At 34.8% G+C, this 16,908-nt stretch carries 11 protein-coding genes; all 11 read right to left on the bottom strand.

The window, feature by feature from the left end; genetic code table 11:
- Positions 1–20: 20 nt before the first annotated feature.
- Entirely contained in the window at positions 21–1,394 is a 1,374-nt protein-coding gene (locus ACH2CJ_RS19730; protein WP_394995696.1) for a DUF1080 domain-containing protein, read from the bottom strand.
- A 111-nt stretch (positions 1,395–1,505) separates the two neighbouring features.
- On the bottom strand, positions 1,506–3,368 hold the full coding sequence (locus ACH2CJ_RS19725; RefSeq protein WP_394995693.1) for a RagB/SusD family nutrient uptake outer membrane protein: 1,863 nt from the start codon (positions 3,366–3,368) through the stop codon (positions 1,506–1,508).
- A gap of 20 nt (positions 3,369–3,388) precedes the next feature.
- Positions 3,389–6,727 (bottom strand): TonB-dependent receptor, encoded by a 3,339-nt coding sequence (locus ACH2CJ_RS19720; RefSeq protein ID WP_394995691.1) that lies wholly within the window; start codon positions 6,725–6,727, stop codon positions 3,389–3,391.
- A gap of 71 nt (positions 6,728–6,798) precedes the next feature.
- A complete protein-coding gene (locus ACH2CJ_RS19715; RefSeq protein WP_394995688.1) occupies positions 6,799–7,881 on the bottom strand; it encodes a FecR family protein in 1,083 nt (360 codons plus the stop codon).
- Between the two features lie 40 nt (positions 7,882–7,921).
- The gene (locus ACH2CJ_RS19710) at positions 7,922–8,587 is read right to left on the bottom strand and encodes an RNA polymerase sigma-70 factor (RefSeq protein WP_394995686.1); all 666 of its coding nucleotides are present in this window, start codon (positions 8,585–8,587) and stop codon (positions 7,922–7,924) included.
- A 369-nt stretch (positions 8,588–8,956) separates the two neighbouring features.
- A complete protein-coding gene (locus tag ACH2CJ_RS19705) occupies positions 8,957–9,640 on the bottom strand; it encodes a recombinase family protein (RefSeq protein WP_394995683.1) in 684 nt (227 codons plus the stop codon).
- A 216-nt stretch (positions 9,641–9,856) separates the two neighbouring features.
- On the bottom strand, positions 9,857–12,523 hold the full coding sequence (locus ACH2CJ_RS19700) for an alginate lyase family protein (protein ID WP_394995680.1): 2,667 nt from the start codon (positions 12,521–12,523) through the stop codon (positions 9,857–9,859).
- A gap of 438 nt (positions 12,524–12,961) precedes the next feature.
- Positions 12,962–13,723, bottom strand: a complete 762-nt coding sequence (madM, locus tag ACH2CJ_RS19695) for a malonate transporter subunit MadM (RefSeq protein WP_394995677.1) — start codon at positions 13,721–13,723, stop codon at positions 12,962–12,964.
- A gap of 2 nt (positions 13,724–13,725) precedes the next feature.
- Complete coding sequence (gene madL / locus ACH2CJ_RS19690) at positions 13,726–14,088, bottom strand: malonate transporter subunit MadL (RefSeq protein ID WP_394995674.1); 363 nt, start codon at positions 14,086–14,088, stop codon at positions 13,726–13,728.
- Positions 14,089–14,129: 41 nt separating this feature from the next.
- Positions 14,130–15,635 (bottom strand): acyl-CoA synthetase, encoded by a 1,506-nt coding sequence (locus ACH2CJ_RS19685; RefSeq protein ID WP_394995671.1) that lies wholly within the window; start codon positions 15,633–15,635, stop codon positions 14,130–14,132.
- Positions 15,636–15,921: 286 nt separating this feature from the next.
- Positions 15,922–16,842, bottom strand: a complete 921-nt coding sequence (locus ACH2CJ_RS19680; protein WP_394995668.1) for a sugar phosphate isomerase/epimerase family protein — start codon at positions 16,840–16,842, stop codon at positions 15,922–15,924.
- Between the last annotated feature and the right edge of the window lie 66 nt (positions 16,843–16,908).

The raw sequence follows: 16,908 nt of genomic DNA, 5'->3' as shown, positions 1-16,908 counted from the left end.
TGATAATGGCTGAATGGCTATTAAAATTCTCTGATTTTTATACTTCTGAAATGCACTTCATCGCCGTGGTCTTGCAACAATAAATGACCTGAAACTGCTTGTGCAAAATTCGGATAAGTACTGTATTTACTTTTCAAAATCAAATTACGAAATATTTGTGAATGACGGTCGTATTCCACCATTTTAAGGTTATTGAGCCAATGTTCCACATGCCCATCGTGTACAGCAAGTCGCAGTTTATTCCATTTTCCTACTATATTAATGCGTTTGTCTTGATTGTCTTCTGAAAGGTTTTCGGAGGTAATAAGGTCATAAAGTGAGCCGGTGGTTCTGTTGCCATTGACACCAGCTTTGGCATCGGGATGCAATTTATCGTCTAAAATCTGAAATTCTGGACCTAAGCCCGTACCTGCTCTTTTTTTACGGTCTTCAACCACAAAATATTTTAACCCGCTATTGGCTCCTTTAGTGAGTTTGAAATCCATTTCGAGTTCAAAATTTGAAAATTCTTTGTCAGTAATTATATCACCGCTTTTTACCAAAGTATCTTTCTTTGTGCCAAGCACTTTTAATACTCCGTCTTGAATTGCCCAGCCAACTGTTGGAAACTTATCGTAGTTTGCCAATCGCCAACCTGCGGTTGTTTTGCCATCCCAAAGCAAACGCCAGCCTTTTCTTATTTCGTTTTCAGATAATTGATTAATCAAATAACTTATTTCTGGTGCTTCTTCGCTCCCTTTAAAAATTACATCTTTCAAGTTTTCAGTCGCAATTCTAATGTTTTTCCATTGTACCGTAAGTCCATTTTGCTCTTCTCGTTTGATTTGGTGAACTTGCAAAGCAATAAAACCTTTTGCTGTTTGTGTGTCGAGTACATTGGCACAAGGAATGCCATTTATCCAAGTTTTCAGATTTGAACCAATGGCTTCGATATGGTATTTGTTCCACTGACCGTTTTTAAATGCAGTTTGACCTTGATAATTTACAGATAATGGATATAGCCAACCATTACGAGCTTCGTCATAAATTCCACCGCTCCAAGCCCGATCGCCAGGGTCAATTTCTATTTGGTAGCCATGTACTCGTCCATTGTTTATGGCAAGGTCACTCAAACTTCTAATTTGAATACCAGAATTTAAGCCAATATCAACTTTTACCTCTAACTCCAACACAAAATCGCTGTATGTTTCATCGGTACAGAGAAAAGTATTGGGCGTATTGAGCTGCGAAACGCCAACAATAGTTTTGTTGATTATTTTGTATTCGGCTTCGCCGTTTTTTTTCGTCCAACCTTTTAGGTCTGTACCATTGAAAAGCTCTTTCCATTGGGTTTGGGCGACGGCATTAAAGCTAAAAAACAGGGCAAATAGCCCTAATAAAGAATATTTTTTCATAGTTTTAGGTTGAATTTTAGGTTTTAAAGGCTGATGAGATGAAAAAAAAGAGAAGAAAAACAATTCTTCCTCTCTTTTTGACCCTTTATTTATGAAACAATTCTATTCTAATTAGTATCCTGCATTTTGCTTCATCGCTGGAAACGACAAATCAATTTCACCTTGAGGAATTGGTCGCAAATAATGCTTATCTGCAATCGCTTGTCCTTTCACCCAAGGATTGTATTTTTTTACTCGCTCGACCAATTTTCCAGTTCTTTTTAAATCAAACCATCTGCTATATTCTCCCATAAATTCTCTGGCTCTTTCATCCAAAATCAAATCAACTGTGATATTAGAAACGGTTGCTCTATACGAGGCAGTAGCTAATGATTTTTGGTCTTGAGGTGCTGCGGCACATTGTGGGTCTGTACCTTTTTTTGTACCTAAGGCACGGTCGAGAATTTTGTTATAATAAACATCGGCCGTTCCTAATTTTCCACCTTTTGCACCTTTAACAATTGCTTCTGCCGCTATCAAATATGCTTCTGCCGACCTGAAAACGCACTCATTAAATGTTCCATAAGCATCTCCGTAAGGAATACCGGGCTGCCAAAACTTCCACATCAATGGTGCTTGAACATTCAAACCAGAGTTATCTATTGGATATCCTCCGCCAAACTCTTCAGTATTTACAACGGCATAATTTTTCTTGCCTCCTAAATCTATTCCTCTTTCTGCCAATGTATTTGCAGGCTTATTCCAAGGTCTGCAAAACAAAACGGTATCGCCAGCAGCATAATTTACTTTCAAATTAGCATTGCTCAATGGCAGAGGTTTGAAGTCTTTTACTGCCGAAAGGGCGTAGCCAACACTTACAAAATTATGAGCATAACGAGTATCATTTTCTGGGTCAAAGAAACGATAAGTGGCTGTATTTATTTGATGAACTCCGAGGCAACGGTTATAATCAGTCGTTCTACCTTTACTACCTATAAAGCCTTCACCACTCGGACCAAACTTTGAGTGCAAGTCGTTTCCACCTGCTGGGTCGGGGTTAAAAGCGGCATCGGTTTTATTGGTCAATATATCTGAATTATACTGAACGGCAAAAATTATTTCTGCATTTTTGTCATTTTGAGCACCAGCATATTGCGTCAAAGGGTTGTTTGTACGAGTCGGGAACAAATCTTTGTAGTTTGCAGCTAATGGATAAACCTCTATCACTTTGTCGGCATATTGTAATGCTGAATCAAAATCGGCATTTGTTCCACCGAGCGAACTATTATAATTCCAACCTCTGGTTAAGTAAACACGAGATAACAAAAACTGAGCAGCACCTTTGGTAATACGACCATAGTTTGATGCCGTAGCTGGCAATTTTGCTTCACAATCAAGCAGGTCTGCAATTATTTGTTTGTAAACATCGGCAGCAGCAATACGGGGAAAATCTTTGCTTGGCGTAGTAACTTCAACCAATGGCATCGGAATATCACCCCATTGTTGCACTGCATAGAATAAGCATAAAGCTCTCAGAAATTTTGCTTCAGAAATTCTAGTATCTTTCAATGCCGTCGCCATTGTTGTAATGCCATCGGCACGAGAAACTACGGTATTTGTTCGGGCTATTTCGGCATATAATAATTGCCATAAACTTTGTATTTCGGGCAAAGCTGCATTAAATCGAGCGTCATACACATCATAAAGGCTTGGTTGATTTTCTTTTCCATTAACAGCCGAAGGATTCCAACCGCCTTGTGATGAAAAAAGATCTGTTCCATTAAGAACCAAAACTCTATTTTGATGAATATTTCTCAATAGAGGATAACAAGAACGAACTAAATCTTCAAAACCTGCTTCGGTTTTATAATAAACATCAGTAGTTAAAGTTGATTTAGGAATTTCGTCCAAAAACTTATCTTTACAGCCCGATAATACAAGAAATAAGCTTGTAACCAGCCAAAAATTATATCGATTGAATAATATTGATTTCATTTTATGTCAAATTTAAAATATTAAAAACTTACATTAAGACCAACACTTAGGGTCATTGAAGGCACGTCATCTTGGTAAATAGCTGAATTGAATTCTGGGTCAAATCCTACGTATTTTGTAAATATAAATGGATTTAAAACTTGGGTATAAATTCTTGCATTCGACAATTTCCACTTATCCATTTTTCCTTTTGGAAGCGTATAACCCAACGTTATGTCAGAAATCCTTAAGAAACTCGCATCTTGATAGTTGATTGCATTACGATACGGATTTGCTGCTACTATACCAAAATAAGTGTTTGAAGGATTATCGCTTCTCCAATAGTCTAATTCAGCCAGTTTATTATATCTCGTTCCCGAAACGTCGCCAAAAGTTCCAGACAAAGTATTGTTCGAATATTGGGTTCCGTTACGATAATAAGCAAAGAACGATAAATCAATGTTTTTGTATTTGAATCGATTGGTTACACCCACCAAGAAGTTTGGCAATTGTGTACCCAAAACTTTTCTGTCATCAATTCCTTCGGTCGAAGAAATAACCCCATCGTTATTTTGGTCAACAACTCTTACCGAACCTGGTACTTGCTTGTATTTGGCAGCTAAATCTTTATCAACGGTTTGCCATATTCCATCGAATTCATAATCGAAGTTGGCTCTGATTGGATAACCCACAAAAAGTTTGTTTCCTTTGTCGGCCATTTGTCCGTTTCCGTATAATTCGAGTAATTTATTATTGTTTTTCGTGAATGTAAGCGAAGTATTCCAAGTGAAATTAGTTCTTGCAACATTGACGGTATTTAACATGATTTCAATTCCTTTATTCTGAATTTTACCAACATTTGAAATTACTTGAGAGAAGCCCGAAGCCGTTGGTATTTTTTGATTGAGAATCAAATCAACTGTTTTTCTGTCATATACTTCCACAGTTCCAGCGATTCTATTTCTCAAAAAGCCAAAATCTAATCCAACGTTTAATTCTTTACTACGTTCCCATCTCAAATCTTTGTTTGCTAAGTTTGAGGGTGAAAACCCATAAGCGGCACTACCATCAAAATCATAACCAGTGTTTAATAAACCAGCTTGTGTGCTATATGGATTAACAGTTGAGTTACCTACTTCACCATAACTTACTCTTAATTTTAAATTAGAAAGTGCTTTGACGTTTTGTATAAACTTTTCGTCAATCAATCTCCAAGCCAAAGCTACTGATGGGAAAAATGCCCATTTGTTGCCTGCTGCTAATTGTGATGCACCGTCTGAACGACCAGTAAGAGTTAATAAATATTTATCGTTGAATGAATAATTTATACGACCCATATACGAAGCAATTGAACGCTCAACCAATGAACTCGAAAAACCTGTAATTGTTCCAGTATTTAAAGCATACCAATCAGAGTCGAAAGGAAGATCTTTTGATGCTACCGTATAAGACTCATTTCTTTGATAAAATGCACTTTGAAGGCCAGTTAAAGTAATTCTATGTTTTCCCAAATCTAAATTATAGTTGATGATATTATCAAGCGTATAACTTCCTATAATTCGGCTATCATATTGAGCTCTTGGTTTTGCTCCAATTTGTGATTTTGTCCAAGAACCTCTGAAATCACCAATTCTTGAATTACCGTAAGTAGCCGAAAGCGAAGAACGAATGCTTAAACCCTTAATTGGCGTATATTCAACATAAGTATTGCCCATAATATTGGCCGTTGTAGTTTGTAGTTTCGACTGGGCGGGATCAACATCACTCAAAGGATTTGGCACTTGTTTGTCATTAATTCCCATCCAAAATGCCAAACCATTAATATTTATATCTTGATTTTCGCTTGGGTTTGCCAAATCAGCATAATAAGCAACACCCGTTGGCCTTGCACGATAAGCACCTCTCAAAGATTCTTGTGAACCTAAGTTTTGGTTAGAATAGGTTACATAAGAAGTAAAACCAACTTTGAAATGCTCGCCCAATTTGCTATCAAGACCTGCATTTAAATTAAAACGTTTATAATTTGTACTGATTACGTTTCCATCTTCATGCAAATAACCACCCGAAAAACGATATGTTGTTTTTTCAGTTCCACCCGAAACACTGATATTTTGGCTCATTTGTAAGCCTGTGTGTGTAACTAAATCAACCCAGTCTGTAGTTTTACCACCGTTAATATTGGCTAATTCGGCTGCTGTAAAAGTAGCTCCCGTTGAACCTTCTAATATTCTATCAGTATAAGTAGATTTATAAAACTGCTCACTCGACATCATTTTAGGAAGATGAGCAGGCGTTTTCATACCCACATAAGTATCATAACTTACACGTGGTTTTCCTGAAATACCTTTTTTGGTTGTGATTATAATGACACCATTCGCCCCTCTTGCACCATAAATCGCTGTTGATGAAGCATCTTTCAAGACATCCATAGACTGAATATCATTTGGGTTGAGGTTATTGATATCTCCACCCATTAATCCATCAATTACTACCAAAGGAGCAGTTGAGTTATTAATAGTATTTTCGCCTCTAATCGTAATATTATAGCCGCTACCTGGTCTGTTATCAGATTTTGTTACCGTTGCTCCTGCTACTTGTCCTTGTATGGCTCTTGCTGCCAAGGTTGGGTTTGCTCTAACAATGTCTTTTGATTGAATCGAAGATAAAGCCCCTGTTAAATCTCTTTTTTTCTGCTCACCATAACCAACTACTACAACTTCGTCTAATTGCTTCAAATCAGGTTGTAATAAAATTTCAAAATTTGTTCTATTGCCAACCGAAACTTCTTGAGACTCATAACCAACAAAACTGATAATAAGTAAATCGCTTTCGTTTGGGACGCTCAGACTAAAATTTCCATTAACATCAGATGTAGTACCTTTATTTGTACCTTTAGCTGTTATACTTGCCCCAACAATAACTTCTCCTTTATCGTCTTTTACGTTTCCTTTAATTGGTTTATCTAAAATAACATTGGGTGTTGATAAATTTTCATTTTCAATCAAACCAATTTTGGTTTCGATTCTTTTTAGTACAATTTGCCTGCCCATCACCTTAAAATCTAATTGAAGAGGTGATAATAAGTTTTTGAGAACGTCGCCCAAAGTCGAATTATCCATATTAATGCTTACCATTTTCTCAGACTTTATGAGGTTAGAGCTATAAATAAACCTAATATCAGCCGATTTTTCGATTTCGTTCAAAACCTTTTTTATTGGCTGAACTTCGGCTTTTAAGCTAATTCTTTTGTTCAATATTTCTTGTGAATATCCATCATGAGCAAAGGAGACTCCAACAAAAAATAACAAAAGAATTAACTGTGAAAATGTAACTCGCAAGAGACTACTCGTTGTCTTACAAATCAGTAAATTTTTTTTCATAGTTATATTTTTAAAATAGGGAATACAGGATACTTTTATTAATTTATTTTAGTGGTTACGTTTTAAAAAGCTTATTTACATCCATTAGATTTTATTACGAAGTTATTGTCGATTTCTTCATAAGTTGCGTCTAAAGCAATACATATTAGTTTGATTTTTTCAATAAGTGGCTCATCCGATAAATGTGCTGTAAGTTTACAATTTGCCAACTTTTCTTTGTTGTAGCTTATCTCAGTATGATAAGCATTTTTAATTACCTCAATGATTTCGGTTGCAGGTGCTTCGTCGAAATCGAAAGAAAGCTTTTGAATTGGTTGAAGTAGTTCGTCTTGTTTAACAACAATCGGGTTTTCTATTTTTTCGCCATTTTGGTTAATTTTTACTTGCTCGTTTGCACACAATATAAAGCCTTCTAAGGTCTTTCCATTTATTTTTTCGTCTTTGTTGATGTCATTTTGCATAATAACTTCAACTCGCCCTGTTTTCACAATTACTTCGGTTTCAGAAGGATTTGTTTTGATAGTAAAACTCGTACCTAATACCTTAGTAATCAATTCATTAGCATAAACAAAAAAAGGAATTTCTGGATTTTTATGTACTTCAAAAAATGCTTCACCCGATAAAATCACTTCTCGTTTAGTTTTATTATATTGTTTGGGCGAATAGCTAATTCTACTTTGTGGTTGCAAAATCACCGAACTTTCGTCTGGTAAAGTTAGCAGCATTGGGAAGCTTGTAGTATTTTCTTTTTCGTAAATCTCACCTGTTTCGTCTTTGGTATTTTGTACCAAATTTTCATAAGACATTTTAGCTGGTTTTGATATTTCTGTCCAACCAATCCAAACAAAAACCAAAATTGCTGCGGCTACTCCAATCCATTTAATACTAAACCCCCTATTTTTTCTTTCTTCCGAAAACTCCCGATTTTGCCCTTTATTTATGCTATTATTAATATTTAATTTGATTTTATCAAAACCATGTTCGGTATCAAGAAAATATTGAGGATTTTGTGATTCCCATTCATCCAAATACTGATAAAATAGTTCTTGATTTTCATTGGTTTTTAGCCATTCTTCAATCATTTTATATTGAATAGAAGTGTGTTTACCATCAAAGTAATCGAATAATATTTTTTTTGTAAGTGATGAGTTCATGTTGAATCTTTATATATTGTAAGTATAAAACTTGGTGGGATTAGTTTAAAATGAAAAAAAGTATAACATTGATTATCCATTCGGCTTTGAGTTCGTCTCGAATTTTTGCCAATGCTCTACTTATCAATCGTTCTACGGCACTTACCGTGATTTGCATTTCAACGGCTACTTCGGCATATTTTTTCCCTTCCAATCTATTCAACTGAAATGCTTTTCTTGATTGTTGAGGAAGATGTTGAATTGCGACATCCAATCTTTTTGTGAGTTCGTGAAAATGAAGAATTTCGTCAGGTTGCAGTACCAAAGAGTTATTAGTGTATTGAAAATCAAAGTCGTTGTTTTCTAAATTTGTCGTACGATTTATTTCTGTTTTTATCGTATTATAGGCTCTGTATCTAACAGCGGTATAAAGGTAAGAGCGATACGAAACAGTGATATTTTGATAAACTTTGTTTTGCCAAAAATTCGTAAAAACCTCGGCAACAATATCCTCAGCTAATTCTTTTGAGTAAACAAAACGAATAGCGTGGTTACACAGATTGGTATAATACTTGCGAAAAAGCAGTTCAAAACCTTTTTTAGGTGATTCTGCAAAATTTCTTACAATAAAATATTCATCAGAAATAACCTTAGTTTCTTCTGCAATCTTTGTGATGCTCAATACATCTTTATCTATTTTTTCTTCTCCTTGCTTTTCTGTTAGCATTATTCAGAAATATTATTGTACAATTCTAAGACAAATATTTATTATTTTACCCCACATTGAAACTATATTTTATTAATTATTTCAAAAAAACTTTGTAGAAAACCAGAAACAAAAGTAGCCTCAATTAAAAATTTGTAGAATTATTTGACTTCCTACGATTGAGTTGAGAATAAATACTTTTTAGATTGTGCCTTACGAAATTACATTTTTTTACGATTTAGCCAAAATTAACAAGAATTTTTAGCATCAATTAACTGTTTTCAAGGCTCAACAACCAAATATTTAGGACTATTTTCCAATTAAATTTTAATATTCAATTCTCAGAAAAGAAAAATGAGTAAAAACTATATCTAATATTCTGATTATCAACTATTTAACTATTCCATTCCTTAACATTATTCTTTTGATTTGTTCGGCATGAAAACGGCAAAAATTACGAGTTTCTATGCAATTTTCGTTCAAATGTCGGCTTAAACCCAAATATGTAACCTTATCTCCCCTACTCTTCAATTCAAATATTTGTAAACGTATATGTAATAAAGCTGTTTTCCATTGGTCGTCATTCAAGGCATTTTCTTTAATTGACTTGATGGCCTGTTCTCTCGAAAAATCGGTCAAATTTTTAGGTGAACCAAGTTGAAACCCCTTCTGTTTTTTTGCTTTAAGTGCGTCTTTCGTTCGGCGACTTATAATTTCCCGTTCATGTTGAGCGATAGTTGCAAAAATCCCAATAGTCAAAGTATTTGCATCTGGAATATCTGCACAAACAAAATCAACACCACTATCACGGAGCGTAAATATGAAAGAAACATTTCTACTGAGTCGGTCAAGCTTGGCAACTAACAATGTAAGTTTATTATTTCTGGCAAATTTTATTGCTTGGTCCAATTGCTCACGTTGATTATTTTTTCCACTTTCTATCTCTAAAAATTCTTTAATTATTAAATCTCCCTCTTTTAAAAAACTATTTGCAGTTTGTTTTTGAGCATCTAAACCCAAACCACTCACTCCCTGTTTTTTTGTACTGACACGATAATAGGTAACGTAATTCATTTATTAGATTTTTTTTATAAAAATAGGAGAAATTATAAATTTTCACAAATGTTGAACGGTCGTTTAATATTTGTGAAATATAAAAATAAGTAAAATGCCATCATTTTACAAAAAATTAATAGGCTCTTATTTCCCAACGGGCTGGAAAATATTCAAAACCCCGCACTCTTGAACAAATATCGAAAGACAGCATTATTCTATACAAAATTGTAATATCTAAAAAGTCAATTGTCCAAAATCCGAGTTGAAAATTTTCTCATCCACTTCTTTTGCTAATTTATCATAAACAGGGTTTGTATAGACTTTCGCTGCCATTTTTAAGATATTGACGGTTTCTCTATATTCCATTTTCTTGATTTGCTTATAGTCCCATACTTTTTCTTTTTTTAGGTAGGGTAACATCCAATCGACACATTTTTTAAGGTTTTTACCGTCTTTCGTTTCATACTTCCAAAGGTCAATTTTAAGGTGTTCTGCCAAGCGTGCATTGTTAAAAAATCCCGAAAGATTCATGTTTACATAACCCCATGAAGTTGTTCTTGCCAATTCGAAAGGTTGGCTGCCGTCGGATTTTAACTGACTTACCATTCGTTTTTTTGTAGTATCTAATTGACTTTTTGCTAATTCTAATTTTCCCAAAAATAGAGCATAAGAAATTATTTGAGTATCATAATGTGTCCCGTGATTATTATGTTCATCAGCTTCATCTCTACCAATAGGGCTATTAATCATCCAAGATAAGAATTCAGAAAACCAATTTTTAAGTGCTTCGTGGTTATCTTTTGTCCAGTTTTTAGAGTTTTGCAACAAAATAGCCGCATCAATTACACGGTTCAAACCTCTGGTTTCGATGAGTCCAATGCCCCTACCGGTGTTAATTCCCGGAATACCTTGCCCAAAATTCAAATTCGGATTTTGACGGGTTTCTTTATCCAAAAACCATGTTTTTATAATACGAGAAGCGTGTTCTGCATAGCGTTCGTCTTTCGAATAATAGTAAGCCAAGGCTAAGGTTTCAGCCTCATCTTCAACTTTATCCATTTCTTCGGAATCTGTGATTTCATAATATTCTGGATTTCGTTCGCCATCTCGTCTGATATAAGGCAGCCCATTGGGTTTAGATGGGTCGGGCCACCAATAAGGCCCTATACTCATATAATCATGCTTATCGCCACTGGTGGGGATTTGCTTTTTGTGCATCACTGAATATAATTTTCCTTCTTTTACAATTTTATCGGCACTGCCAAGAAAGTTTTTTAAAGCTTGTTTTTTAGTAGGGTCAGTATTTTCGATAATAGATTTTAGGTTTTTTGCCAACACTTCTTCATTTAGTAGGAATGGCAAAGAAGTATTCACAGCAAAATCTTTGTCTAAAATACCTTTGATTATTGCTGTCCATATTTTATACCCTTTTTCATTAAAATGCAGTTTATCACTTATGTGCAATTCTGGTTGGTATTTGCCATCTTTACCCAAAAGCTGCTGCATGGTTTCGATAAAATGCAAATTTGGCGTATTCTGGCAATAATTTTTAAATAAATCATTCGCTTCTACAACTTTATCTTGTACCGCCCAGCGACGCTCATTAGGCGAAATGGCAATATAATAAATAGGTATTGTTGGAAATTTTTGACGAACTTTTTGAACAACAAACTTGAAGGTTTCTAAAACCTGAGTAGGTGTTTTATCTTGGTTGCTTGCCGTTATGTCGTTGCTTCCCGAATAAAAAACAATGGCTTTAAATTGGTGATTACCCATAATACGGTCGATGTAATAAGCCATTTCGCCAATATTTGAGCCACCAAAACCTCGGTGAATGATTTCGTGTGGAGCTAAATCTTGCTTAATGGTTTTCCACAGTCTAATAAACGAACTACCAGTAAACAAAATGGAATTTGACGAATAAGACTCGGTTTTATCTGATTTTTCAAATTGTTGAATCTCCTTTTCGAACCTTAAAACTCCTACCGAATTATTGGTATTATTTAATTGAGTAAACAACCAAAGGCCGATTTCGTCTAAAGCTTGATTCTGCTTGGCTTTGTCGTTGTCTAAAGTATGACCTGAATTTTTAAATAATTTTATACCTGTAGCAATTCCTAAAGTCAAAGCTCGATCAAATAAAATCGAACTGCCATATTTGAAACCATGGTAGTCGAATGAAGAATCGAAAGGTACGGTTTTGTCGCCAGTGCCGTGGACATTGAAAAGTGGAACGTCGCCCGAATTTATCCAACGATAATCAATCATTGCTCCCCAACAATTTACTACCCCATTTACTTTTGAAGAATAACCTTTATTACCACTTATTCCTTCTAAATTTCCCAATTTTACAGTATTTATGTAAGACGGAACTTCGTTTTGGTCTAAATAAACCAAGTGCATGGCTACTTTTGAGCCAGCCGAACCTCCCATAATATATATTTTTGAAGTATCAATACCATATCTTTCTGCATTTTTTCTAAAGAATCGAATAGCTGCTTTGGCATCTTGTACGCCTCTATACATTGCTTCAAAGTAAGAAGTATCATTTTTAGGGTTTTCTATTCCTAAACGATAATTTATTGAACCACTCACATAACCTTTTTTTGCCAAACCTGTACAAAATAAGATTGGATAGCCTGTCCCTTTGTCACCATTGACAAAACCACCTCCGTGAACAAATATAACCAAAGGACGTTTTTTAAGTGTATCGAGTTTAGGCGAATAAACATCTAAAAGTAGTTTCTCTGATTCATTTTTAATATTTATTGATTCACCATATTGGATGTTTTTTAAGGAATCTATCATCGTAAACACCTCATCTTTGAATCGTTGAGGCTTTTGTGCAAATAATAAATTTATGGTAAGGCAAAATGCAACTACAATGATTACTCTGTTCATATTATTATTTTTTATTAAAGTGGTAATTATCCAAATTTTTAATATCAGTAACTCTATTCTTCCCAATCTGGAATAAAAGTTTGAATAGGTACTATTTCACCGAATTGCATTATATTACAATAATAAAGACTAAAAAGGAGTACAATTATCTTTAGTAAGTAAAAATGATTAGCACTTATTTTTTATCAAAGTAATTTATCAATTCATATTTGTTTAAATTTAATAGACTTCTTGCGAAAGTGTTTTATGATTGAAAAATAGTAGATTTTCAAGCGAAAATTGAGGAAATTTTGAAGCCCGAATGGAATTCCATAGCACCGCTAGGGTTGAAAAATTTGCTCAATTTGTAGCCGAAAAGATGGTGTTTTTCGACTTAAAATACTTTCGCAGGAAGTCTAATACTTTCATTTTTTCTAACAAAGGAAAGTTATCTGAGCCTTATGGGAAAATAAATTTTATAAAAATATACAGCACTGAAGGACACAACAAACAGCCCCAACCCGTATGAAAAGTAGCAGTCATAGCTCCATAAGGAACGAGTTTAGGGTCAGTTGCAGCTAAACCAGCGGCTGTTCCACTGGTTGTACCCATCAATCCGCCATAAATCATTGCAGTTTGTGGATTATTTAAGCCAATATATTTGGCTACGAGTGGTGTACAAATGGTAACAACAATAGATTTCACAACACCCGAAGCAATACTAATTGCCAGTACATCGGAGCTTGCTCCAATGGCTGTTCCAGTGACGGGCCCTACAATAAAACTGCACGCTCCTGCTCCAATGGTTGTAATGCTAATTGCATCGTGATAGCCCATAAAAACAGCAATAGCTGCCCCAGTAAAAAAAGGGATAAATACTCCGATAGTAACTGCCACGAAACCCGCTAACCCTGTTTTTTTGATAATAGCAAAATTTACTCCGATAGCTGTTGAAACTATCGCAAAATCACGAAACATGTGTCCACCCATCAATTCAAAGCCAGTGAATTGTTTAATATCGGCGATGCCTTTATTTCCTCCTGTAATTTTTCCGCCGATATATGAAAGGATAAGACCAATGAAAATGGCCATGGCTGTACCTGGTATTTTGTTTTTTAATATTGAATTTGAAAACCAATGTGAAAAGTAAATAATAATGCCAACTGCAAGAAAGGCGACTATTAAGCCATTTTTAACTAAAATAGTTGATATATAATCCATCTTTATACGGTTTTTTTAATAAGTTTAGAAATATAAGGTACTGCGACCAAACTTAATACGACAGAGATAGTTCCTGCCAATAAAGCTACCATGCCACTTGACAATGCCACTCGTACATTTTGAACCGCAGACATTGCTACAATAATAGGAATGTACATTTTGCTCCAAAAAATCAGTCCATCTGCTATTTCTTTACTAAAACGATTACGTTTTTCAAGTTCGTTTTGACATAAGATAAGCAATATCATTGCAAAACCAACACCCCCGACATTGGATTCAATGTGCATCAATCTACCAAATATTTCGCCAATTAGTTGCCCCAATAAGTAGCAACCTGCCAATAATGCAACTCCTTTTATAATCATGATTTATACTTATTATAGTGATTTAAAATATATTATAGTGATTAGCTGATATTTCCAAAAAGTTGCTTTTTTACATCATTTTTGGTTACTTTCCCCATAGCATTTCGGGGTAACTCATTAATTAATTTATATTTTCGAGGGGTTTTGTAAGCTGGCATTTGAGTTCGAATCCAGTTATTCAATTCGGTTAAATCAATTTGTTCGTTTTTAGGAACGATTGCTGCAACTACCAACTCTCCCCATTCATTATCATCAATCCCAACAACGCAACAGTCTAAAACGGAATTGTGCGTACGTAATACCTCTTCTATTTCCAAAGCAGAAATTTTATAACCACCAGATTTTATAATATCCACCGAATTTCTACCCAAAATACGATAACCCCCAGCTTCATCAACTGTGGCTACATCGCCAGTTTTGAACCAACCATCTTTAGTAAATGACTCTGCAGTAGCTTCTGGTTTTTGCCAATATTCATTAAAAACAGTAGTTCCTTTCACTTGAATTTCCCCGATTTCAGTGTATGAAATCTCATGGTCTTGCTCATCGGCCAAACGTACTTGTACACCTGGCAATGGATATCCTACGTGGCCAGAATAACGAATTCCAGCATAAGGATTACTCAAAACCATGCCAATTTCTGTCATTCCGTAACGCTCTAAAAGGGTAAGTTTGCTAATAATTTTCCATTTCTCCATCACCGAAACTGGTAAAGCAGCCGAACCAGATACCATTAAACGGAATCGTGACATAGTTTCGGTCAATTCGGTTTGCTCATCAGGTGGCAGACTTTCCCAATGACTGATTAGTTTGAAATAAATGGTTGGCACAGCCATAAAAACATTTATTTTGCCCTCTTTGAATGTATTGAAAACGGCTTCGGCAGAAAAATTGGGTAAAAATTCACAGCAAGCCCCCGCCCATAAGCCACAACCCACTATGTTGATAATACCATGCACGTGATGCAATGGCAAAATACAAATCGTATGGTCATTTTTAGACCATTTCCAAGCTTTTATTAGAGACGAAATCTGAGCATTTAAACCACGATGTGAAGTTACAACTCCTTTTGGCAAATTGGTTGTGCCACTGGTATAAAGTATCATGGCTCGGCGACTTTCGTCAAAAACTGGAAGCAAAATTTCTTCTTTATTTTCAAGCAAATCATCTTTCCCCAAAACAATCAAACGCAAAGATTTTTCTGTTGCCAAGGGTTGTAATAATTCGACAAATTCGGGAGAAACGACAAGAACTTTTGCTTCCGAATTTTCAATTGTATAACGTAACGATGGTATTGGATAACTTAAACACAAAGGCACTGTTATACCTCCAGCTTGCCAAATGCCCCATTGTACACGTACATAATCAAATCCAGGCAATACCATAAAAGCAACACTGGTTTCGTTCAAGTCAGTTTGCTTATTCAGTAACAACCCTGCAAAATTCTCTGATTGTACTATTAATTCTTGGTAAGTAAAAGAACGATTCTCAGAAACAATCGCTACTTTTTTAAGGTTTTTATGTGCTTGTTTAACAATTTTTAGCATTAGTATTCAATTTTCCTTTTGATAAAATGTATTTGTTAGATTAAACTTAACATTGTAAAATCAAGTGTTACGTTTGGTGCGGTTATTGGCGTTGCTTTTGCTCTATTTCTCAAAGCATTGATTGTACATTTATCCATTTTTTAGCATTTTGCAACAACATGTTGTTTATGCTAACTTTCTTTTTCTTTAAACCAATCAAATCAAGAAATAGAATTTGGAGAAATTTTGTTATATTAGACTTCCTGCGAAAGTATTTTAATTTATAAATCAAGAATTGGCTGAAAGATTACGCTTCTTTCAATGCCTGTTGAACTTCTTTCATGAATTTGGAGACTTTTTCTTTGGGGTCTCCTTTTCCAAGGGTCTCAATTGGAATATGTCCTCTATAACCCGACTCTTTTATAATTTTAAACAGTCTTTTCAAATCTGTTTTTACTTCAATGCCATCCACATAAATATTTTCTTTTACTTGCCAATTTACTGCATATTGAACAGTTCGAGCAATTTGCTCATAAGGGTCGCCGTGTTGGTAACTACCAGTATCTAATATCAAACCGAACCATTCCATATTTACCATTTTGATTATTTTAACGACATCGTCGGCAGTTTGTATAAAATCATTATGGTTTTGAATGGCTACAATTACGCCATGTTTTTTTCCATATTCTACACATTCACGAATATCTTTTACCATCCAATCGGCAATTTGGTCCCAAGTATATTCTTTCGGTCTGAGTACACCTGCAAAAACACGAATAATTGGTGCTCCTAATTTTGAAGCTACTTCAATCCAGTTTTTTATCATTTGCACATCCGCCTTGCGTTTTTCTGGGTCGGGATTTGTGTAATCATTTCTAATACCCGTTCCCGTAATTTCCAAGCCTAATAAATGTGCTTTACGTTTAATATGGTAAATGTATTCGTCGGTAGGCACTTGCGGATAATTAGGAAAAAAGTAGCCTGTCAAATCAACGCCGTCAAAGTTTTGTTCAGCACAATAATCTAGTAAATCATCTAAATTCATTGATTTGTCTGTCAAAGGACCGCTAAACGAATAGGCATTTAAGCTTGTTTTTAGCTTACTTTTTTTCGACTTATCTTCAAAATTTATTACTTGCTTATTAATACTTTCCATTCCAAATGTACCAATGGCTGGAGCAATCATTAAGGATTTTACAAAAACCCTTCTTGTTGTTTCGTTTTTCATATTAAATTACTTTAGTTACGCACACTGATTTAGTAGAGTATTATCAGCTTTAATAACTTGGAGTTT

Origin of the sequence: Emticicia sp., assembly GCF_043780375.1 — a bacterium.
GTDB lineage: Bacteria > Bacteroidota > Bacteroidia > Cytophagales > Spirosomataceae > Emticicia.
The sequence above is the reverse complement of the archived record's forward strand: the minus strand, read 5'-3'. Positions and strand labels throughout refer to the sequence as shown.